The sequence below is a fragment of the Bradyrhizobium sp. FW305-F6 genome, assembly GCF_058782905.1.
This window is the reverse complement of sequence record NZ_JBYSYD010000009.1, coordinates 1204-19915: the sequence shown is the minus strand read 5'-3', so window position 1 is coordinate 19915 and position 18712 is coordinate 1204. Positions and strand designations below refer to the sequence as shown.

17 protein-coding genes and 2 pseudogenes are annotated in these 18712 nt (G+C 62.5%); 8 read left to right on the top strand and 11 right to left on the bottom strand.

Annotated elements, in window-relative coordinates; all coding sequences use genetic code 11:
- Positions 1–414: 414 nt before the first annotated feature.
- The gene (locus AC3WLX_RS33865) at positions 415–1389 is read right to left on the bottom strand and encodes a ParB/RepB/Spo0J family partition protein (protein WP_024342291.1); all 975 of its coding nucleotides are present in this window, start codon (positions 1387–1389) and stop codon (positions 415–417) included.
- A complete protein-coding gene (locus AC3WLX_RS33860) occupies positions 1379–2140 on the bottom strand; it encodes a ParA family protein (protein WP_024342292.1) in 762 nt (253 codons plus the stop codon). Before AC3WLX_RS33860 ends, AC3WLX_RS33865 begins: the two co-directional genes overlap by 11 nt.
- Before the next feature lie 660 nt (positions 2141–2800).
- Between AC3WLX_RS33860 and AC3WLX_RS33855 the strand changes: the two are divergent.
- Both AC3WLX_RS33855 and AC3WLX_RS33850 read left to right on the top strand, forming a co-directional pair.
- Positions 2801–3063 (top strand): annotated as a pseudogene (locus AC3WLX_RS33855) (WGR domain-containing protein).
- A 102-nt stretch (positions 3064–3165) separates the two neighbouring features.
- Positions 3166–3471 (top strand): HU family DNA-binding protein, encoded by a 306-nt coding sequence (locus tag AC3WLX_RS33850; protein ID WP_024342293.1) that lies wholly within the window; start codon positions 3166–3168, stop codon positions 3469–3471.
- Between the two features lie 18 nt (positions 3472–3489).
- Here the strand turns inward: AC3WLX_RS33850 and AC3WLX_RS33845 are convergent, their stop codons facing one another.
- The 3 genes from AC3WLX_RS33845 to AC3WLX_RS33835 all read right to left on the bottom strand — a co-directional run bounded on the left by AC3WLX_RS33845 (position 3490) and on the right by AC3WLX_RS33835 (position 4895).
- Positions 3490–3633: a hypothetical protein gene (locus tag AC3WLX_RS33845; protein ID WP_196232455.1), complete on the bottom strand. Its 144-nt coding sequence runs from the start codon at positions 3631–3633 to the stop codon at positions 3490–3492.
- Between the two features lie 61 nt (positions 3634–3694).
- On the bottom strand, positions 3695–4006 hold the full coding sequence (locus AC3WLX_RS33840) for a DUF736 domain-containing protein (protein ID WP_018273795.1): 312 nt from the start codon (positions 4004–4006) through the stop codon (positions 3695–3697).
- Positions 4007–4547: 541 nt separating this feature from the next.
- Positions 4548–4895 (bottom strand): hypothetical protein, encoded by a 348-nt coding sequence (locus AC3WLX_RS33835; RefSeq protein WP_024342294.1) that lies wholly within the window; start codon positions 4893–4895, stop codon positions 4548–4550.
- Between the two features lie 148 nt (positions 4896–5043).
- On the opposite strand from AC3WLX_RS33835, the gene AC3WLX_RS33830 reads away from it, so the two are divergent.
- Positions 5044–5244, top strand: a complete 201-nt coding sequence (locus tag AC3WLX_RS33830) for a hypothetical protein (RefSeq protein WP_024342295.1) — start codon at positions 5044–5046, stop codon at positions 5242–5244.
- A 141-nt stretch (positions 5245–5385) separates the two neighbouring features.
- On the opposite strand, the gene AC3WLX_RS33825 is transcribed toward AC3WLX_RS33830, so the two are convergent.
- From AC3WLX_RS33825 to AC3WLX_RS33800, 6 genes and pseudogenes are all read right to left on the bottom strand, one after another.
- Positions 5386–5805 carry a hypothetical protein gene (locus AC3WLX_RS33825; RefSeq protein WP_024342296.1) on the bottom strand — a complete coding sequence of 140 codons (420 nt, stop codon included), beginning with the start codon at positions 5803–5805 and terminating at the stop codon, positions 5386–5388.
- A 108-nt stretch (positions 5806–5913) separates the two neighbouring features.
- Positions 5914–7146: a plasmid replication protein RepC gene (repC, locus tag AC3WLX_RS33820; protein ID WP_024342297.1), complete on the bottom strand. Its 1233-nt coding sequence runs from the start codon at positions 7144–7146 to the stop codon at positions 5914–5916.
- A 197-nt stretch (positions 7147–7343) separates the two neighbouring features.
- Positions 7344–8363 (bottom strand): plasmid partitioning protein RepB, encoded by a 1020-nt coding sequence (gene repB, locus AC3WLX_RS33815; RefSeq protein WP_024342298.1) that lies wholly within the window; start codon positions 8361–8363, stop codon positions 7344–7346.
- Positions 8360–9574: a plasmid partitioning protein RepA gene (gene repA / locus AC3WLX_RS33810; RefSeq protein ID WP_024342299.1), complete on the bottom strand. Its 1215-nt coding sequence runs from the start codon at positions 9572–9574 to the stop codon at positions 8360–8362. The genes repB and repA overlap by 4 nt, the downstream gene beginning before the upstream one ends.
- Before the next feature lie 1418 nt (positions 9575–10992).
- Positions 10993–11213: pseudogene (locus tag AC3WLX_RS33805) on the bottom strand (integrase); the annotation flags it as partial.
- A gap of 10 nt (positions 11214–11223) precedes the next feature.
- A complete protein-coding gene (locus AC3WLX_RS33800; RefSeq protein ID WP_024342301.1) occupies positions 11224–12342 on the bottom strand; it encodes a hypothetical protein in 1119 nt (372 codons plus the stop codon).
- Between the two features lie 204 nt (positions 12343–12546).
- Here AC3WLX_RS33800 and AC3WLX_RS33795 point away from each other — a divergent pair, with 204 nt between their 5' ends.
- The 5 genes from AC3WLX_RS33795 to AC3WLX_RS33775 all read left to right on the top strand — a co-directional run bounded on the left by AC3WLX_RS33795 (position 12547) and on the right by AC3WLX_RS33775 (position 18108).
- Positions 12547–12792: a type II toxin-antitoxin system VapB family antitoxin gene (locus AC3WLX_RS33795; RefSeq protein WP_024342302.1), complete on the top strand. Its 246-nt coding sequence runs from the start codon at positions 12547–12549 to the stop codon at positions 12790–12792.
- On the top strand, positions 12792–13187 hold the full coding sequence (locus AC3WLX_RS33790) for a type II toxin-antitoxin system VapC family toxin (protein ID WP_024342303.1): 396 nt from the start codon (positions 12792–12794) through the stop codon (positions 13185–13187). The genes AC3WLX_RS33795 and AC3WLX_RS33790 overlap by 1 nt, the downstream gene beginning before the upstream one ends.
- Before the next feature lie 223 nt (positions 13188–13410).
- Positions 13411–14601 (top strand): RHE_PE00001 family protein, encoded by a 1191-nt coding sequence (locus AC3WLX_RS33785; RefSeq protein ID WP_196236098.1) that lies wholly within the window; start codon positions 13411–13413, stop codon positions 14599–14601.
- Positions 14602–14789: 188 nt separating this feature from the next.
- Positions 14790–15761 (top strand): AAA family ATPase, encoded by a 972-nt coding sequence (locus AC3WLX_RS33780; protein WP_245265940.1) that lies wholly within the window; start codon positions 14790–14792, stop codon positions 15759–15761.
- A 7-nt stretch (positions 15762–15768) separates the two neighbouring features.
- Positions 15769–18108: a S8 family peptidase gene (locus tag AC3WLX_RS33775; protein ID WP_035698962.1), complete on the top strand. Its 2340-nt coding sequence runs from the start codon at positions 15769–15771 to the stop codon at positions 18106–18108.
- Positions 18109–18712 lie beyond the last annotated feature (604 nt).

Genomic DNA, 18712 nt, shown 5'->3' with positions numbered 1-18712 from the left:
AATCGCGATGTAATACATCGCTGGCGCGAAGCCTATCCTGCACTAGAAAACGCGAATCCTTCCACCCCCTCGATGTTGGTTCAAACCAACAGGCTCGACATTCAACCCGCGGGTGTTGCTGCAACTGAGACCCACCCCAGCCGACGATCGATGCGAAGAATTCCTCTGGGAATGACGCAGCCGGCTCCACCCCCAGTGCTTCCACTCCACGAACACCGCGCGTGGAGATCGGCAACATTGGCACCGAGCATGTGGGCCGCGGCTTTCCAGCAGCCTCCGGCCTCTCTACAGCGCTGTGGGGGGCGCGTTCGGCCTCCGGCTGCTGCGCTAACGCGCCATCCTTCGGATGGGAAATCCGCTCCGCCGGCGCACTAACTGTAGCAATGTTTCTGCGGAGACTCTTTAAGACCAGCTTCATGCGAAAAAGACCTCTTCGATTGTGATGGTCGATGTTGGAACCTCTTCCGCTTCGTCTGCGCCATCCATCAGCAGCACGGCATGACGTGAGCCTTGAGAGGCTGGTCGATCGACCAGAAGACAGCCCGTGCGATCCTGGTGACGGACTCTGATCGTCAGTGATGGGCTCATTGTCTCGTTTCGACGAACCGACGAGTGAGGGCGCCTTTCCGCGCTCGGTATTACAGGGTCCGTCTCTGTCGATCGCAATGCCACCCGCGGCCGACTTCGTTCTGCTTGAGCTCCAGAGGCACCTTCGCAATCAGCATGCGAACCGCGGCCTTCAGTCCGAATTTTATGAGCCAGCTGACGTGCGTGTGCATCGGTAAAACTCTCCTGCGCTGCGCATAAGGTCTCGATGGCGTTGGGCTGTTCGCGCCACGCTTGGAAGAGTTCATACACAGCACGGATTGACGAGCCGGCAAGCTTCGACCGGAGGAACTCCGGCATGCTCTGGACCGAGGCGTAGCGAGAAACCCAGTCCCTGGGCTTGCCGAGCTTGCGCGAGATGTCGGCCTGGCTATCGCCTAGCTCCAGACGGCCCGCGATGAACGCCGCAATTTCGGTGGCATTGAGGTCATGGCGCTGGATATTCTCGATCATCTGGACATAACGATCCGCAGAACCAACGGCCTGAATGAAAGCCGGGATGTCACGGAGCCCGGCGCGCTTGGCCGCACGATACCGCCTCGCACCCATGACGATCACGTACCGGCCTTCCTCGGTCGCTTGCCGCAGCACGATCGGTTGCAGCACGCCATGCTGAAGGACCGATTCCGCAAGCTCCTCGATCTTCTGCTCGTCGAAGCTGCGACGCGGCTGATCCGGGTCTTCGTCAATACGATCGATGGCGATGGAGGTGGGCTGCCCGGTTGGGGCGGCAACATCCTCCGCGGCATCAATGAGCTGCTTAAAGCTGAGATCAAGCGCCATGTGCCGTCTCGTCCATCTGCGCGACGATCTTGGCGAGAACATCGCGGATTTCCCGACCAGCCTCTTGCGCAGAGCGGCGCTTCAGCTTCCAGACCGGCAGACGTTCCGCGACGGCCTCAGCGTAGCCGTCTCTTGCAACGATCTGGCCCGGGAACACATATTTGCCAGCCTCGCGCAGGAGCTGCTCAAGATGCGTCCTTTGCCGGGGCGATTTCGTGTTGAAGTTCGAGGGCAGCAACCCGAGGAACTTCGTATCCTGGCGGCCATAGCGCCTCTGCACGCCGATCACGGTCTGCATTAGACCTTTGACTCCCTTGATCGAATAGTCCTCCAGATAGATGGGGGCCAGCACGTGCGACGCCGCAACCAAACAGCCGACACTGCGCAGCCCAAGCGATGGCGGCGTATCGATGACGCAGGCATCGAACTGATCCGACGCGATGGCGAGGTTTTCTTGCAGAGTCGTTATGGCGGCCGCATTGCTGCGATCGAGATCAGTCAGAGAGCTATCGGCCGGCGCGAGCGTCAGGCCTTCTTCTTCCCGAGGCACAATCCGTATCCCCGGTTTGAACAAATCCGCGGCCAACGTTGAACCGGCATACTGCCTTAACGTATCGGACGCATTGCTCTGCGCATCAACGTCGATGACTAGTACACGGAGGTGCGCTTCCGCCATGAACCAAGCCAAATGCACAGCAAGCGTCGTCTTGCCGACCCCGCCTTTTTGATTGTTGATGACAATGGTCTTCATCTTGAGGCCCGAAATGGGTCTAGCGGCGTGGGAGTCATGTCCTTGTCCTCATGTCGGGGGATGTTGGTTTGAACCAACAGACGATTGCGAATCCGACCACCGGAACGATCCCGAAATTCATCCGGCGAATCTCCTGCCAGAAGAGTCAGGTCAGCCCATAGCCGTCGAGGGAACAAATTCCGGAAAGCGAGACTGGAAATCGTGCTGGTTGCTGGACGACTGCTGTCGACACGGTCGCGAGAGGATCGTCACGCGAATGCGCGGAGACCGCTTGCGGGCTCCGGGAGCGTCGCCGCGGCGGCGCGAGTAGAGCCGTCCCGAAGGGGCTCGCCCAACCGCCCACTGCTGCAAGAGTGGATCCCGTGGATGCGAATTCTTCTGTGCGACGGCTATCTACATCGAGGAGAATACATTCCACCGAGCAAGTCGTGTCGCCGGCGCAAGCTCGTCTATGGCCGGCTGTTGCGATAAAGACGGCCGCAATTACAAGCCAAGCATTGCGACGGGCGTCCCGGCAGCGAGTCACTGTTGAGGAAAGGTTTAGCCGGCAAGGTTCGCGGCAACCTCCGGCGCAATTGACCCATCGATAAAATGATGGATCTGCCCGGTCGATTCATAAAACTCATTGGACGGCGCCTGCTAAGGAGCAAGAATCCGCCCATGCCGAAATCGCAACCAGAACCGCTTCATCAGCGCCGCATCGATGCCGGGCGCAATATGCGGCGGTTTTATGCATTGTCCACGCAGCCGACCCTGTTCGGAGAATGTCGCTGATCCGCAATTGGGGCCGGATCGGCACGAACGGCAAGACCATGATGCAGACCTTCGATGGCACTGCGAAGGCTGTCGAAGCATTCGGACGGCTGGAGCGCGCCAAGCGAAGGCGCGGTTATGCTGCAGTCGACGAAAAGCTGTCACGGTAGGCAATTTCTCGGGGATTACGGCTCTGGCCGTGATGCCGGCTCTATCTGTCCCACAGCCTTGATGTCAGACGAGCAAAATCGAAACTAGACGGAGCTCGTCCCATGACGACTGCCAACGAGATCGCGGAAACGATCGCAGCCGAGAACGACCTGACAAAGGCTCAGGCGAAAACGATCGTCGATAGCGTGTTCAAGGCGATCGCTGATGCGGCCGTAACCGGAGCCGAGACGAGCCTTCCCGGGTTTGGCAAGTTCAAGGTCAAGGATAGCCCCGCGCGTGAGGGCCGCAATCCGTCGACGGGCGCAACGATTGCGATCGCAGCTTCCAGGAAGCTGACGTTTACACCTGCTAAAGCCGTGAAAGATGTTCTGAACGGAGGAGCGGCCCCAAGCGACGGTGTGTCGTAAGACGCAAGACGAGGGGGCTTATGCCCTCTCCTCGGCCGCGAGCGCTTCGTCGCGTTGGCGGATGAGCTCGGCCAATTCGAGTTCGAGCGCCTTGCGCTCCGCCGGCGTGAATACGCAGTCGCGCAGCTCGGCGCGCAACTCTTCAATGGTGTCGATGGTCATGATCGCATCTCCAGTCGAAGGGAGCGGGCCCCGCCTCGCGGCGGAGCCCACTGGCTGAGCCTCAGTCCCGGTTGGGCCGGGACCAGATCAGCTGGAGACCTTCCGCACCTTCGACCTCGGTCAGGGTGGCGTAGATCGGGGCGGGGAAGCTCGGATCGTCCAGCTTGACGGAGAGGTAGTCGCGCTCAGTGTCCTTGGCGGTCTTCTGCCAGGCAGCACCCAGCTCGACGTTGCCTGAGTAGATGCGGAAGTGCGGTCCCTTGTCGGAAGGGTTCTCGACGCGGATCAGCTTGGCCTTGACGTTGAGGTTGAGCGTCTTGATCGCGCCGGAGAAGCCATTGCCGGTGGAGGTGAAGGTGCCGATGGTAGCCATTGTCTCATTCCCTTTGTTTTCTCGGGCCGCGCCTATCGCGACCTCGATGGCGGTCGTGAGACCGGAGGCGATCGACCTGCACCCAAAGGGCCGAAATGAAATGGAGGGCGGCCGGCAGCGACTTTCTTGGACCGCGAGGAATGGCGCGCAGCGCCAGGGGAAGAAAGTCGAGGACGGGCGTTGCAGGGATAAGATCGAGAGCCCGCAAAGCGGGATCGCCCTTCGGTCAGACCAGCCTCTATCGAGGACGCAGATGGGTGCGCCCGTCGCGAAAACACATGGAATGAAGACGGACGGCCCTATGCGCCATTCGGATCAAGGCAACGAGCGTCGCAGCGAAACGTCGTTCACCGTAAGCAGGCCACATAAGAGCCGGGTCATCACCTACCAGGGAAACTATCGCTGTCAGCAACGTCGGCGCACCTGTCGAAGCGGCCATCGCAAGATCGATAACGAGGCTGCCCACGTTCTCGCCATGCGGATGCAACCCGGTCCTCCGCATCCGTGCGACCGACACGCCCTGCGAGGCGTGAAACAGATGCTAGCGTCGGTGGACGGGCCGGCCGCCGAGTCCGGGACGATTCCGCCGGCACGCGCGATGGAACGCAGCTTGGCGTGCCGGTTGCAACGCCACAGCATTGGTGCGGGTTGTGAGCACGATCGAAGTCGACAGCGATCCGGCTGCCGGGCTCGATTTCGATCGGACGCTATTTGGCCGGTGCCGCAGCGGGCTGTCCGCCCACTTCCGAGCGGCGGGGTCGCGCAGCGGATCGTCCTCGCAGGCCACGCAGACGTAGCGCGGCTGGCCAGGCGCGACGTCGTCGGGCATCGCCGTCATCGGCTTCCCGCACTTCGGGCACAGCTTCCGGCTCGGGTAGAGCGGAGTCATGTTTTTTTCCTGCCGCGACCAGCTTAGTTCCCGGTGCGCCGCGAGCACAAGTAGATCGCCGAAACTTGTCCGCATGCACCAGAGCGCTTGACGCGGAACGCGTCTCGCACTGAAATCCGGTTTTCAGTGATGTTGCGGGGGTGGCGTCGTGGAAGAATTTTACAGGGGCTTCGCGCAGCGGGCGCGCGATCTGGCCGAGAACGCGGACCCGTTCACCAAGCGGCGGCTGCTCGACCTGGCCCAACGATACGATCTCAAGAGCAGACCGGGAGCCCCGGGCGGTCGGACCCTCCCGCCGCCGCGCGCGACGCCACCGACGGCGCTGTTTTCCGGCTCCGGCGAAGCTTAAGACTAGTCGGAGCGCGGCCCGGTCGTCGGTTTTCTATGTGTTCATCGACCGGTCCGGGTGTCGGCCACCCGCGGTCGCGGTGCTCGCGTTATCACAAGCTCACCCGTGCAGCATGAAACCGCGCACGCGCGCCGCGAAGGATCATCGCCTGCGCCGCGCGATCTCGTCAGCGACCATGCCCTCCGCCCGCACCAGCCGCTCATGCAGGGTCTCGAACATATCGAGGATGTCATCATTGGGTTCATTCTTGCCCTGCTCGATGGCTTCGGCGACGAGCTCATCGAGGGGCGTCTCCTTCAATTGGCCTTTCTCCAGAAGCTCTTCAAACAGACTATCGCCGCTCGGCTGCGGTTGCATGTGACCGTCGGAGTTGCACCAGACGGTGAATGTCTGTTGTCCCAGAACGGCGTGCTCGACCATCTCCGCATCCAAAGGAATCAGCGTCCCCCAGGCCTCGCCCGCCTCGTCCGCGAACCCCGCCACGTACATCCGTTGCTCCGCAGCCCCTTCATCACGAGGCTGGAGGAACGGCGTGAGGACGATTGGAGGGTGTTTTCCCATGACGATCTCTCCGAACGACTTTGCATCGACACAGCGCAGCAGCTGGGTCAGTGCGGGTATTTTCGATCACACGAAAAAGGCAAGGTCTGGGAACGGCGCCTCATCGTCTCACGCTCGCTGCTTGTCTCGCCGGCGAGAATTGATCTGCGCCATCAGTATCGGGCCAAGCGAAAATTCGCCGACCTCGGCTTTTCGCGTCAGACCGCGTAGATAACCGCCGGCGGAATTGATCGCCGTCCCGCGCTGCAGGATACACGCGACGACGATGGCTGCGGGCACCTCGCCCATAACCTTTTGCGCCTCCTCCCAAGCGCTCGGGCTGATGCCCAGCATCGATCGCACAACGGCCGCGGTAGCGAGGAAATCGCGCCAGTTCGAAACCCCGCCCTTCGCATAATCGACGATGTCCGGACACGCACTCAGGACCATTCCTAACGGATACGATCCCTCCCCGACTCGCGATGGTTGAGGTTTGGGCTCAGCTCTCGCCGCCCTGCCTTCTCGAAGGACAGGTTCAAGTTCAATAGGGGCGTCTGGATTTGAATTCTGTATGTGGCGCTCAGAATGGGACTCATTGGCGCTCGGATTCTTGGATTTGATGTGTGCTTCCAGAAGATTGAGCACGTCGTCGGCGAGCTGAGACAACTCGTCGGCGATCGGCTCAAGCTCCTGGCGCGTAGCCGTGCGCGGAATCTGGTCGACGATCGCGCGGAAGGCGGCGTGCACGACCTGCCAATCGGCAGGCCCCTGCCCTCCTCTTCGCGTCGGGACGGCTTCCTCGATGCCAGTTGCAATCATCTTCGCGATGTCGCGCCGGCACAGCGTAATGCGCTCTCGTACGAGCTTGAGTGCGCGGGCCTCGGCTTCGATATCGGCCGCCAGGCTCTCGAACTCCTCTGACCGCACGACCAGCGGCGACAGATCGAAGCCGAAGGCGAGCTCGATTTCGCCGGCGTCGTCCTTCCGCGCATACCGCTTGCCATTGGGACTGTCGCGCCGAACGATCAGCCCGGCGTCGACCAGCACAGCGAGATGACGCCGCAGCGTCGATGCCGGCATGCCGTGCGCTCGCCGAGTGAGTTGATGGTTCGAGGGGAAGACGATCAGATCGTCCTCCCCTGTCAGGGCGGTTTCGGGATGGAAGGTCAGCAGCGCATTCAGTACCGAGAGGGAGCGCTCCGACACGCCTAGGCGCGGCCGTGCCGTGCAGATGGCGTGGAAGATCTTCCACTTGTGCACGATCTTTTCGGGAGGACGTTCGGTTGTGACCATCTGGCTTGCCACATGGGCAAGCGTCAGCGATCGCCGCCCAAAGGGCGTCGTTGGAGAGTGTGACTGCATGTCTTTGCCTCAGCTGGGCAAAGAAAACCTGCTCGCCGAAACGGCGATAAAATCGCGTGGAAACTCTTGACTGCGATTCGCGAAAGTGATTCTCTGTCAGTCGCCAAACTTGAAGAGAAGGCTTCCGGAACTCCGTTTCGGGGGCCTTTTTTCTTTTCCCTTGTCTGCTCCTGGTTCGTGTTTACGGGACGAGGCCGTCAGGCCTCGGTAGTTTCCTGGCCGCCACTCGTCTTGGAAAAGGCGTCGAAGATGGCCGGGAGTTGGTCCACAAGAAATGCCGCGAATGTCGCCGAGACATTCTTGTCGATGGTAAGCTTCAATTCGCGCTCGACCTGACGCACGTGCGCAATCTTGTCCCCGGATGCGGAAAAGACTGGCTTCTCTTCCGATGGCTTCGATGTCCCCGCGGGAGATGGACGGCTTGCTGCTGAGAATGCTGCGAGAAATCGCGCGTCGGTTTCCCGCTCTGCAAATTTCGGGTCAGCGATCACCGCTCTGACACGTTTGAGCGACGCGGCATCCTTGAGTAATTCAGCGAAGGACTGCCAGCGGCCGCGGCCAACTTTCGGAGCCTTCCCGATTGCTCGAACGACTTCGGGTGGAACCGACCGAGCGACGGCAAGGAGTTTCGAAGCCTCAGCCCGATCGATCGACAACGCATCCTGCACGATTGACCGGCTATGCCCGGCATCTTCGATATGCATCGCGAAGCTGGCGCGCTCAATGAAACTCAAATCCTCGCGCGGTGCGTTCTCGAGTCCTTGCGCCACGACAAGGGCTTCATCTGACAGCGATCGCAGGATCGCTTTGACGGAAATACCCAATTCGCGCGTGGCGCGGACGCGGCGATGACCATACGCGCTTTGATAGCGCCCTTTTGCTTCAGGATGCTCCCGAACGAGAATGGGCACCTCTTGGCCACGCTGTGCTATCGACTGTTTGAGTGCTTCGAACGAGCTATCATCATTGTCGCGAAACCGGTCGGACAGGGGTGATGGATCAATAAGCGAAGGGTCGATTTCAAGGATCACAGCCCCAGACGCGATTCTTTCGCGAAGCTCCTCGTTCTCCTTCTCGACTTCGGAAAAAGAATCCTTCAACGAGCGGACCGAGCCCGACGAGACCCGCGGCAAGGCAGCGGGCACGTTGTCAGCTGACAACGTGCTTGATTGCGGGGCCGTGAAAAGGCTCTTGATAGTGTCAGTACGTTTGCTCATCGACCCCACACCTTCTTAAGAAGTTGCGCGATTTCGGCATTGACCGCGTCGACTGATTCCAACGCGCGGTCGTAGGCGCCCCGCCCTACCGCGCCGCGCTCCAGCTCATAAAGTGATTGCTTGGTGAGGCCAGCATTGGCGATTGCAGTCGATTTCCAAACAGTGGCCTGGAGCACATCCGATCCAAAGAGATTACGAAGGAGGGCCACGATTTGAGCTTCGGGCACGTCGTTGGGATCATGACGCGTGATGACGTACCGGATGAAGTCGTGGTCGAGTCGCCCGCCGGCTTCCTCGATGACGGACATGAGATCCGACGTCATGAGGAGAAATTGGCTCATGGATGCGACATCGACCATCTGCGGATGGATGGTCACGAGCATCGCGGTGGCCGCGTTTAGCGCGCCCATGGTCAGGTAACCAAGTTGGGGTGGGCAGTCGATAACGACGACATCGTAGTCGTCGGCAACCTGGTCGATGGCGCTGGCGACTCGGCGAAAGAACAGGTCGTGTCCGCGTTCACGCCGCTCGATCATTGCGCGAGGCGTGTGGTGCTCGAACTCCATCAGCTCAAGATTGCCCGGAACAAGACCTATCCCGTCAAAGTAGGTCGGCCGGACGATGTCGCGCATCGGCCGGCGGTGCTCGTCATACCGGATGGCACCGTAGAGAGTTTCATTCGCCCCAATATCAAACTCGGGCTGGTACCCGAACATCGCGGAGAGCGACGCTTGCGGATCGAGGTCAATGGCAAGGACCCGAAAGCCGGCAAGGGCGAGGTATTGGGAAAGATACAATGCCGTCGTCGTCTTGGCGGACCCGCCCTTGAAGTTGGCGACGGTGATAATTTGGAGCTTGTCGCCCGGCTGGCGGCGCGGGAGAAATTCCGACGCTTCTCGGGGCCGCGCCGTCGCTAGATACGCGCGCAGCTCATGAATCTGAGCCAGGGTATAGGATCGGCGGCCCCCAAGTCCGGTCGCTGGGGTCGGTCCAAGTCCGTCGAGGGAGAGCTGTCGGAGATAACCATCGGAGACGCGGACAATTCGCGCAACCTCCCCTGAGGAGAACGAGCGGAGAGACTTACTGGCTGAAGGCGGGAAAAGCGTTGTCGCCAGCGAGCGAAGCTGGCCGGAAAGAATGCCGGCGTGCCGGGTGATCCGGGCAGACGCAGTCTCGCTCATGGTAAGTGAATCTTCCGCTAAGCTCGGCATTTGCTTTCTCAAGACGGTTTCTGCGCGTCAGACGCCTGATCTCCGTCTTGAGAGATGGCCACGATTCTATGATTTGAGCAAGAATTAAAGGGTTAACGAGTTGTTAACGCCCAATGGCGCGCTGCCCACAAGCAATGGCGCTTTTCGGTGCATCGTGCGGCTGTTGTCAGCTGACAACAAAGCCTCCAGCGACCGGGCGGAACTCTACTTTAGCATGAGTCGGCGCCCCCCCGCTCCCTCCGCTGCATCGAAAGGTGCAACCATGGTGCGTCTTCTCGATCAAAGAGACCCTGCCGCGCAGCTCCGCAAAGTGCTCCGAACCGTCCCCCTCCCCCACTCTTGCCAGCGCGGGCCGCCGCGACATTATTCACCGCAGATGATGTGATGGCACGCTGCATCCAGCCCCCTTCAACCCGCTTCAGCCGCCCTCGTCAGCGACACGGGCCTTTCAGCGCCCACGTTGGACGGGCGAAGAGTCGGCAAAGTCGGCTCACTATTCCCGAGCCGTCGCAGATGAATCGAGGGCTTCCCCGCCAACGCTGTACCGCCGCCGGGCAAACACGCTGTCGACGCTTCGGTCCGGATCTGCTGGACATGCCCCGCCCGGCGCGCGGCGAGCGGATATTCGAGGCAGTCTTCCAAAATACCATCGTCGCCGAAGTCTCACAAATTCACGACGCTGGATAAACGCCTCTTGCAACGGGGACTTTCTGCGGCGGCGCCACGTTCCCGTACGCCGCCACCGGCGGGTCCTGGATGCCATCCCGTTCGCGACCGCGACCGGATAGGCGACCTGGACTCGGTTCGCCACCTCGGCCGGGCACGACCAAGCAGCAGAGAACTGGCCTCGCCCGGCTCAATTGTAATGGCAGTGACTTGACCCGGCTTCGGACAGTCGGCCGAGGCGACGTCCATCGCCAAGCTTGAGATGCGCTTGGTTCGGCGCATTCGCACGCAGGGGCGCGGCATCGCTGGAGTTAGGGATGGGGCCATCACATGCGACATTGGGATGACCCGGTCGAGGGGTGAATCGACCTCGCGGCGGACTGTCCTAATCGAGTTCAACAAGACGAGGCGCCCAGTGCCGAAGGCCAGCCGCTCCTTTGGATAGCAAGCAGCAAAGCAGCCGCACCGAGCCTCGGCCCGATGGGAGATCCGCCGAGATCCGAGCTGCGAGCCACTCCAACATAGCGACATCGGACGGGCGGAACTCTTGCCAGATAACAGCGCCCCGGGAAGAGGTTGTTGTCAGCTGACAACAGGGGGCTTGCCTGGGATGGATGTTGTCAGCTGACAACATCTCCCTGTTGCGCTGGCTCCCAATGCCATTCAGCACAGGCTCGCGGGAAGCACCAAAGAGGAGGGGTGGCATTCATAGAATGCTAACCTTAAAAATTCGGCCTCGGACGAGTTTCGCGCCAAGCTTCGAGATAGGCGAGGTCCGAGGCCAGCGCCCGCAGACTATTCTCGCCATGCCCTCGCGCGCGAGGTGCTTCAGCGTTTCGACGTCGTCGTCGGTCAGGAGCGCGGCTAGCCGGTCGCGCCGTTCCATCGGCAGGATCGAGGCCAGCGCGTCGAGCTGTAGGGCCCGCCGGGTTTCGGGGTCGGAGACCAGTGCGCGGGAGGTGATGCTGTCCATCGCCCCGTCCTCAAAACCCATAGGTCCGGTCGGCCCATCGGAGCAGCACGCGCGCGTCGCGATCGGGCAGACGCACACGTTGCTCCTTCAGGCCTTGCGCGATCGCCTGACCTACGTCGGGGTCGACCCAATGGCCGTGGGTCATCAGGAAAAACCAGCCGAACGGGAGCCCGAGCTCACGGTCGACCGCCTCGATCCGGTCCATCAGGAGATGCACCGACGCGTCTGGCGTCGGCAGCAGCCGCTCTTGGGGCGGCTGCAAGGGCCGCGGGATGAACCCGATCTCACGCTCGCCCTTGTAGGTGTAGTCGCGAACATCTAGCGCCCAATGCGCAAAGACACGCTGCCTACCCGCGCTCGAGTCCTCCCAGTCGCGAAAGAAGCGAATCTCCCGCGGCACGTAGTCGAACCAGTCGGGGACCGCCTCCAGGAAAGGCGTCTCGCGCGTACCGTCGGGACCGACCTCGCGGATAACCCGCCGCTCCATCTCGGGCCGCTTGGCCTCTCGCTTCTCGCGCTCGATGCGGCCGCAGCGCTCCAGAAAACTACGGATATGGACGAAAGCGCCGCCGGCGCGGTCAAGCAAGCGGTAAAGGGGGCCGGCGAGGCGGTCCCTCTCTGGCGGCTGATCCCGGCGGGGCCAGCTTGGATCGAGCAGTTCCTCTTCGCCCCGGGGTCGATAGTCGGGATTGACGATCGGGGCGGCCTGCCACTCGCTTTCACGGCCGAGCGCGATCTGGATGTAATCGGCTGCGCCGGGTCCGGTCGGCGCGAAGACGAACGCGCTGGTACCGCGCCATTCGGTGATCAGGAGATCCGTCTCCTTGAGGCGCCGCCACAGCGCGTCAATGTCGCCGTCATCCTTGGCAAGCTCGCCTGTCATCCATGGCCGCAGTTCGCCGATCCGCGTGCCATCCGGTCGAATGACCGAACGGGTGTCGCGCCAGTAGTCATCGTCGATCCGCGCGGCGCTGAACTGAAAGCCTGGGAAGGCGTGGGCGAGGGCTGGGACGAGGTCGTCGTCAGCGGAGGCCGGGTCGAGGTTTGCTAGGACGGCCTCGATGGAACCAGCGTCGGGAGACGGAGAGGGGAGGCGTTCATTGAAAATTAACCATAAAAGCCACCTCATATGCCGCGAAGGCCGCGCGTCTTAGCGGGATTGCCGCGATTTCCGTAGCGCGCGATCGGCAGGCTGCGCCCCGTCGCCTTGAGCGGGGGCCGAATCGGCGGGGCCCAGGACCTTGGTGGCCCTGCCAACGGCGTAACCGGCTCTTCCTTCTGTGTATCCGAGGTGATATATACGGATACACGATACGATCTAGAGGAACGCGTCATGGCTTTCCACATCAAGAACCCGGAGACCGACGCGCTCGCCCGCAAGGTCGCGGCGCTGAAAAATATCGGCCTCACCGAAGCGGTGCACGCGGCACTCGCCCATGAGCTCGAGCGCGAGCAGGGCAAGCCGTCCTTGGTCGACCTCGGCATCCAATTCTGCCGGGATCTCCGCGCCAGGGGCAACCCTGTCAAGGGACAGCCGGCCGACAAAGCGTTCCGCGACAGCCTGTACGAGGACGATTGATGTTCATCGACGCCTCGGCCTTGACCGCGCTGCTGACCGACGAGGACGAGGCGCGGGAGCTTTTGGCCCGCCTGCAGCGGACCGGGACGCGTCTGACGTCGCCGTTGGCGGTGTGGGAGGCGGGGGTCGCGGTGGCGCGGGTTCTTAATCTTTCGGTCAGCGCCGCCGCGGAAGCGGTCGACGGCTATCTGGCGCTGATGGAAATCGCCGTGGTGGCGGTGCCGCCGGAGACGGCGCGGATCGCATTGGATGCCTTCGACCGGTTCGGCAAGGGCCGGCATCCGGCGAGCCTCAATTTTGGGGACTGTTTTGCCTATGCCTGTGCCCGGCATCTGGGGCAGCCCTTGATGTTCAAGGGCGGCGATTTTCCGCAGACCGACATCGAGGCCGCCTGAGGCGGCCGCCAGGCCGTCCCTGCAACCGGAAGGGCAGGGGACTTTGTCTTCCGGAACGGCAAAGCGCCTCAGCATGGCGGGCTCACGGGCCGATCGGGTGCCCAGACGATGCGATGTCCGGGGCTCCCCAGAGCTCAGACTCGCTGATTTGCGCCGTGACGTCCAACCCTATCGATAAGGGGTGGTTATCGATAGTGAGAGGTGGCCGGGAACATGCCTCGCTATGACGGAACCCAAAGCTGTGTTAGCTTCCGTTTCGGTGATTCCTGTTAAGGTTATCAAGACCTTGTCGCCCAGCTACAAAATCCCCGATCCGCTGCCCTGGGCCCAGCTCGCCGGTCCGCTCGCCGCCGCCGAAGATGCGCTCGCCCGCCTCGACGAGCGGCTGGCCAGAAGTCCGATCCGCGAGGGTTGGGTCGCCCGCACCCATTATACCGATGCCTGCGCCAGTCTGTGGCTGGAAGGTGAGCTCGTCCATCTCGAAGATCTGGTTCTCCACGACGCCGGCATGGATATCCGCGCCCCGACCCACGAGCTGACCCGAGCCCGGGCCGTGCTGCGGACGCGCCGTCGCATCGCCGACGCCAAACCCGGCTGGGCGCTGTCGGTCGCCGGCCTTGCTGGCTTGCGCGGCCGGGAAGGGGAGGACGACCGGGAAACGGCGAGGGGAGACGAGCGCGACGACGCCGAATTCGACGGTGACGACGAGGCCGGTATCGACGGTCAGCCCGGGCTCATCGAGACGGACCAGCGCCTTGCGGCCGCCTTCGCCGCGGTCGACGCCGCGATGGTCCGCGCGGAGCAGACGTTAGCCGGCGAGGGCCGCCCCCGGACGGAGCGCGATCCGCTGGTCTACGATCCCGACTGGGACGAAGACGCCCGGATCGAGGACTGGCGCGCCACCCTCGACCAGACTCGCCCCCTGCCCCCGACCTTGGCGGCGGCGATCGCAGCGGAGGCTTGGGACCAGATTGCACCGCTACAGCATACGCCCTGGCTCGGCCGGCTGCTCGCAGCTAGCGTGTTGCGCGATCGCGGCAAGTCCCGCTGGCATCTGCCATGCCTGCACGAGGGGCTGAAGGCGATCCCGCGTGAACGCCGACGGCCGCGCGACGCTGCGGCGCGACTCGCCGTCCAGCTCGAGGCGATCACCGCTGCTGCCGCGGCCGGCCTCAAGGACCACGATCGCTGGCTGAACCAGCGCACCCTGCTTACCCGCAAACTCAACGGCCGCCGCACCACCTCCCGGCTGCCGGCACTCTTGGACTACGTGCTGACCCGCCCAATTGTCTCGGCCGGCATGATCGCCAAGGAACTTGGCATCACGCCGCGCGCCGCGCAGGACCTGGTGGCCGAGCTCGGCTTGCGCGAGGCGACCGGACGGGGACGCTATCGGGCGTGGGGGATTCTCTGAAAGGCCGCCCCCTGCTTGGGCTGTCCGAAGTTTGCATATGTATTTCGGACATCCAATTTGCCATCTGTGGCCGTCGGCCATTTGCGTTGTTTAAATCGGGCAGTAACCCCATCGTGAAACACTTCGATTGAGGTTATGATTCGTCCCACAGGGGAAAGTAAAGCAGAGCCATGGCCCGCGGGGAGTTGATGAAGAAATTGCTGGCCAGCTACGGTCGGGACGACGAGTTCCGCGCCGTGGCAGAGCAAATCATCGACGAGGAGGAGAAGAAGAATAATCGCGCTCTGGCACGGAGCCTGCGCAAGACGCTCGAGGCTGGCCCGAGCCGGCCGAGCGGTCCCAAGGCGCTCGCGCCCCTCATTCCCTTTCCCGAGGCGGCGGCGGATTTTATCGAGCGGGTTGAGCCGCGGCACAGCCGGAACGACATCGTCCTGGGCGCGACGAACGCGCGCGTGCTGCTTGGCCTCGTCAAAGAGTTTCGCCGCGCCGATGAAATTCGGCGCCACGGCCTCAGGGTGCGCTCGAAACTCCTGTTCTGCGGGCCGCCGGGCTGCGGCAAGACGCTGTGCGCGGAGATTTTCGCCGCGGAGCTTGGACTACCGCTCTTTCTCGTCAAGCTTGACCGGCTGATCTCGTCCTACTTGGGTGAGACGGCCGGCAATGTCCGCAAGATTTTCGAGTTCGCCCGCAAGCAACCGTGCGTTCTGTTTTTTGACGAGTTCGACGCGCTGGCGCGCTCGCGCGATGACAGCAGCGAGCACAATGAGCTGCGCCGCGTCGTCAACAGCTTGTTGTTGTTCATCGACCACATCCAGCCGAAGGGCTTCTTGATCGCCGCGACGAACCTGGACCGATCGCTCGATCCGGCGGTCTGGCGGCGGTTCGACGAAGTCGTCTGGTTCGACAAACCTGGCCGGTCGATGATCGGGCGATTCTTGCGGTTGAAGTTCAAGAATGTCGACCTCACCTTCGATCCGATGCAGCATGCCGCTGCGCTGGAAGGCTATTCCTACGCCGAGATCGAGCGGGTCTGCACGCAGGCGGTCAAGTCGATGATCATCGACCGCCGCAAGCAGATGCAGGAACGCGATTTCAATCGCGCCTTGGAAGATGAGGCGCGGCGCCGAGCAGGACAGTCTCGCCTCGCGCCGACGAGCTAGGCGCATCGTGGCACGCTACGATCATCTTGAGCTTGTCCGGCTCCCCGAACAATTCGAGCGCCGCAAACACGGCGGCGGCGGGCCTCCGCCAACACGCGATCGCGACCAGCACAGCACGAAACTGCGCGACGAACTCGATGCGGCGACGCAGGCGCAGAGAGGCCGGCGAAAGCCTGAATTCGTCGATCCCTCTCTGATCCTGCGCGTGCAAATGACGGGCGCCCTGCTTGAGGAGGACTGGGAGCGTTTGGGGCTTACGGTCTTGTCGAGCGATGCGGACCGCACGCTCGTTCTGTTCTCTTCAAACGAAGACATGCAGGACTTCCGCGCCCGCCTCGATGCCTACCAGCGCGGCGCGCCGCCCGGCCAGAAGCACGCCCCGTACAACAGTTTCGTCGCAGGGATCGAGAGGATTGGGTCCGTCGAGCCCCGGGACCGGATTGGTTCGCGCTTCCAGGAGGAAGGGTTTGCGGACTTCAACGACTTTGTGCCCCAAACATCCTACCTGGTCGATATCGAGCTTTGGGACCTCGGCGAGCGCCGTCTGCGGGAACGCAAGATCGAGGAGGTCATCCGTTACGTCGAGGCCCGGGCCGGCGATGTCTTGGATCGCTACATCGGTCCCTCGATCAGCATGTTTCGCGCGCGCCTGACGGGCGAGCTCATTCGTACCCTGCTAACGATTGAGGAGGTAGCGACGGTCGATCTGCCACCGGCGCCGGATGTAACGACGGCGGAAGCACTCGACCTGACGCTGGCCGAAGCTCCCGCGCTGAACGCGCTTGCCGAGGACGCGCCGCTCATCGGCATCATCGACAGCGGCGTCAACGATCACCCGTTCTTGGCGGATATTGTCGCCGGCGCGATCGGCGTTCCCGCCGATCTCGGCACGGCAGACGTTTGGGGTCACGGCACCCGGGTCGCCGGCGTCGCCGTGTTTGGCGACCTGCGCGCACAGCTCGCCGCCGGCGCATTGCAACGCGGCGCCCGTATCTGTGCGGCGAAGGTCGTGAACGATCGGGGTGACTTTGATGATCGCCGCCTCGTGCCCTCCCAGATGCGCGAGGCGATCACGACGCTGAACCTGCGCTTCGGCTGTCGGATCTTCGTCGTGGCCCTGGCCGACCGCCGACGCGTTTTCGATGGCGGAAAGGTGGGGACGTGGGCGGCCACGCTCGATGAACTGGCGCGTGAGCTCGACGTCGTCATCATCGTCTCCTCCGGAAACCGCAGCCCGCGAGGCGGCAATCGTCTGGAACAGGCGGTGACCGAATATCCGCGCTATCTTCTGGAGGACGCCAATCGATTCTTCGAACCCGCCGGCGCATTGAATGTGATCACCGTCGGCGCGCTCGCGCATGGCGAGGGTCTCGATCCGGATCGGGCCGAGGATGTGGGCGTGCGCCCGATCACGCTCTTGCATGAGCCGGCGCCGTTTTCCCGGATCGGACCTGGTCCTGGCGGGGCGACGAAGCCCGACGTGGTCGAGATCGGCGGCACGCTGATCTTCGACCCCATCGTCGCGCGTCTGCGGGGCGGGGAGGATGTCGGCAGCGCAGGCGTCCTGACGCTGTATCACAGCTATCTTGATCGCCTGTTCACGGCCGGTTCGGGCACATCCTATGCCGCCCCACGAGTTGCGTTCAGCGCCGCCCAGATCCTGACGCGCTTCCCGCAGGCCTCAGCCAATCTGGTGCGCGCGCTCATCGTAGGTTCCGCGGAAATCCCGCAGCCGGCCCAGGAGCGGCTTCAGCTGCTTGGTGTGGACGCGACGCGCGCGATCTGCGGGCACGGCCTCGTCGATCTGGAACGCGCGGCGTTTTCCGACGACGCGCGCGTCACGCTCTACGCAGAAGACGAGCTCGCCCTCGACCATTTTGCCGTTTATCGCATTCCAATTCCCGAAGCGTTTCAAGCGGGAAATGGGGAACGCTGCATTCGCGTGACGCTGGCGTTTGATCCACCGGTGCGACACACACGAACCGATTATGCAGGTGTCGGGATGAGCTTCCGGCTGATTCGGGGCTGCCAACCTGATCTGATCTTTGAGCACTATCGAAAGCGCGAGCAGGACGATGGTCCATTTCCGGAGCTCGCCGGGAGATACAATTGCAATCTCGTTCCAGGTCCCCAGGCGAGGGAGAAGGGGACCGTCCAATCCGCCACCGTCACGTTCAAACGTGGCATCGAGGACTATGGGGATAGCTACTATCTTGTCGTGCGCTGCGAAAGCGGCTGGGCCACCCATGTCGATCGGCAGCAATTCGCCGTGGTCATCGAGCTCTTGCAGAAGGACGAAGTGCAGCTCTACGAAAGAGTGCGGCAGCGGCTGCGTCTTCAGGCGTGACGCACCGACAGAATGCCGGCAGCACGCGACCGACGTGAAACGTCGAGCTTAGCCTTGATCCCCTTGATTGAGGCCGCCGCGGTTTTGCTGACTGGGAGTTGCTCGAGCACGTGGCAGGCATAGACGCGAGCAATGCGGCGCCACCCACGAAACGAATGCCGATAGCCTTATAGTCATCCAGCGAGCGCGAGCTAGGTGTGTCTCCTATAGGCGCGCCGAGCGCGCTCAGGCACTTGGGCCAGATCAACGTGCAGCACGATCCGCGCACCTCTTTCCGATCGGCGCCGCCGCTTCGGCATCGAGCAGAAGCGCAGGATCTCGTCGCGGAGCTCGGGCTGCGCAGGGCGCCAGACGGCGCCGTATTGCGCGTGGGACGTTTTGTAATGGTGCCCCTCGTGCGGGATCGATAAGGTCACTTTCCTCGCTTAGATTAATGTTAGTTATCGTAGTCCAACGACGGCTTTGGCCTCCAGCTCAAACCAGGTCGGCTCATATCCTCCTCAAGCTACGATTCACGGGATCAGCTAAACTGACTCCATACCCGCGCCGGCGCCCTGAGCGTACCCACATCTGCTGACGTCGATGCAGAAGCGGGCCCCCCCAT

Excerpts from the sequence above, each read along its gene's own strand:
- AC3WLX_RS33825 (WP_024342296.1), bottom strand. The coding sequence starts at position 5,805 with ATGGGAAAACACCCTCCAATCGTCCTCACGCCGTTCCTCCAGCCTCGT.
- repC (WP_024342297.1), bottom strand. The coding sequence starts at position 7,146 with ATGCAGTCACACTCTCCAACGACGCCCTTTGGGCGGCGATCGCTGACG.
- AC3WLX_RS33780 (WP_245265940.1), top strand. The coding sequence starts at position 14,790 with ATGAAGAAATTGCTGGCCAGCTACGGTCGGGACGACGAGTTCCGCGCC.
- repB (WP_024342298.1), bottom strand. The coding sequence starts at position 8,363 with ATGAGCAAACGTACTGACACTATCAAGAGCCTTTTCACGGCCCCGCAA.
- AC3WLX_RS33785 (WP_196236098.1), top strand. The coding sequence starts at position 13,411 with ATGACGGAACCCAAAGCTGTGTTAGCTTCCGTTTCGGTGATTCCTGTT.
- AC3WLX_RS33800 (WP_024342301.1), bottom strand. The coding sequence starts at position 12,342 with ATGAGGTGGCTTTTATGGTTAATTTTCAATGAACGCCTCCCCTCTCCG.
- AC3WLX_RS33860 (WP_024342292.1), bottom strand. The coding sequence starts at position 2,140 with ATGAAGACCATTGTCATCAACAATCAAAAAGGCGGGGTCGGCAAGACG.
- AC3WLX_RS33790 (WP_024342303.1), top strand. The coding sequence starts at position 12,792 with ATGTTCATCGACGCCTCGGCCTTGACCGCGCTGCTGACCGACGAGGAC.
- AC3WLX_RS33795 (WP_024342302.1), top strand. The coding sequence starts at position 12,547 with ATGGCTTTCCACATCAAGAACCCGGAGACCGACGCGCTCGCCCGCAAG.
- AC3WLX_RS33835 (WP_024342294.1), bottom strand. The coding sequence starts at position 4,895 with ATGACTCCGCTCTACCCGAGCCGGAAGCTGTGCCCGAAGTGCGGGAAG.
- AC3WLX_RS33840 (WP_018273795.1), bottom strand. The coding sequence starts at position 4,006 with ATGGCTACCATCGGCACCTTCACCTCCACCGGCAATGGCTTCTCCGGC.
- repA (WP_024342299.1), bottom strand. The coding sequence starts at position 9,574 with ATGCCGAGCTTAGCGGAAGATTCACTTACCATGAGCGAGACTGCGTCT.
- AC3WLX_RS33850 (WP_024342293.1), top strand. The coding sequence starts at position 3,166 with ATGACGACTGCCAACGAGATCGCGGAAACGATCGCAGCCGAGAACGAC.
- AC3WLX_RS33845 (WP_196232455.1), bottom strand. The coding sequence starts at position 3,633 with ATGACCATCGACACCATTGAAGAGTTGCGCGCCGAGCTGCGCGACTGC.
- AC3WLX_RS33865 (WP_024342291.1), bottom strand. The coding sequence starts at position 1,389 with ATGGCGCTTGATCTCAGCTTTAAGCAGCTCATTGATGCCGCGGAGGAT.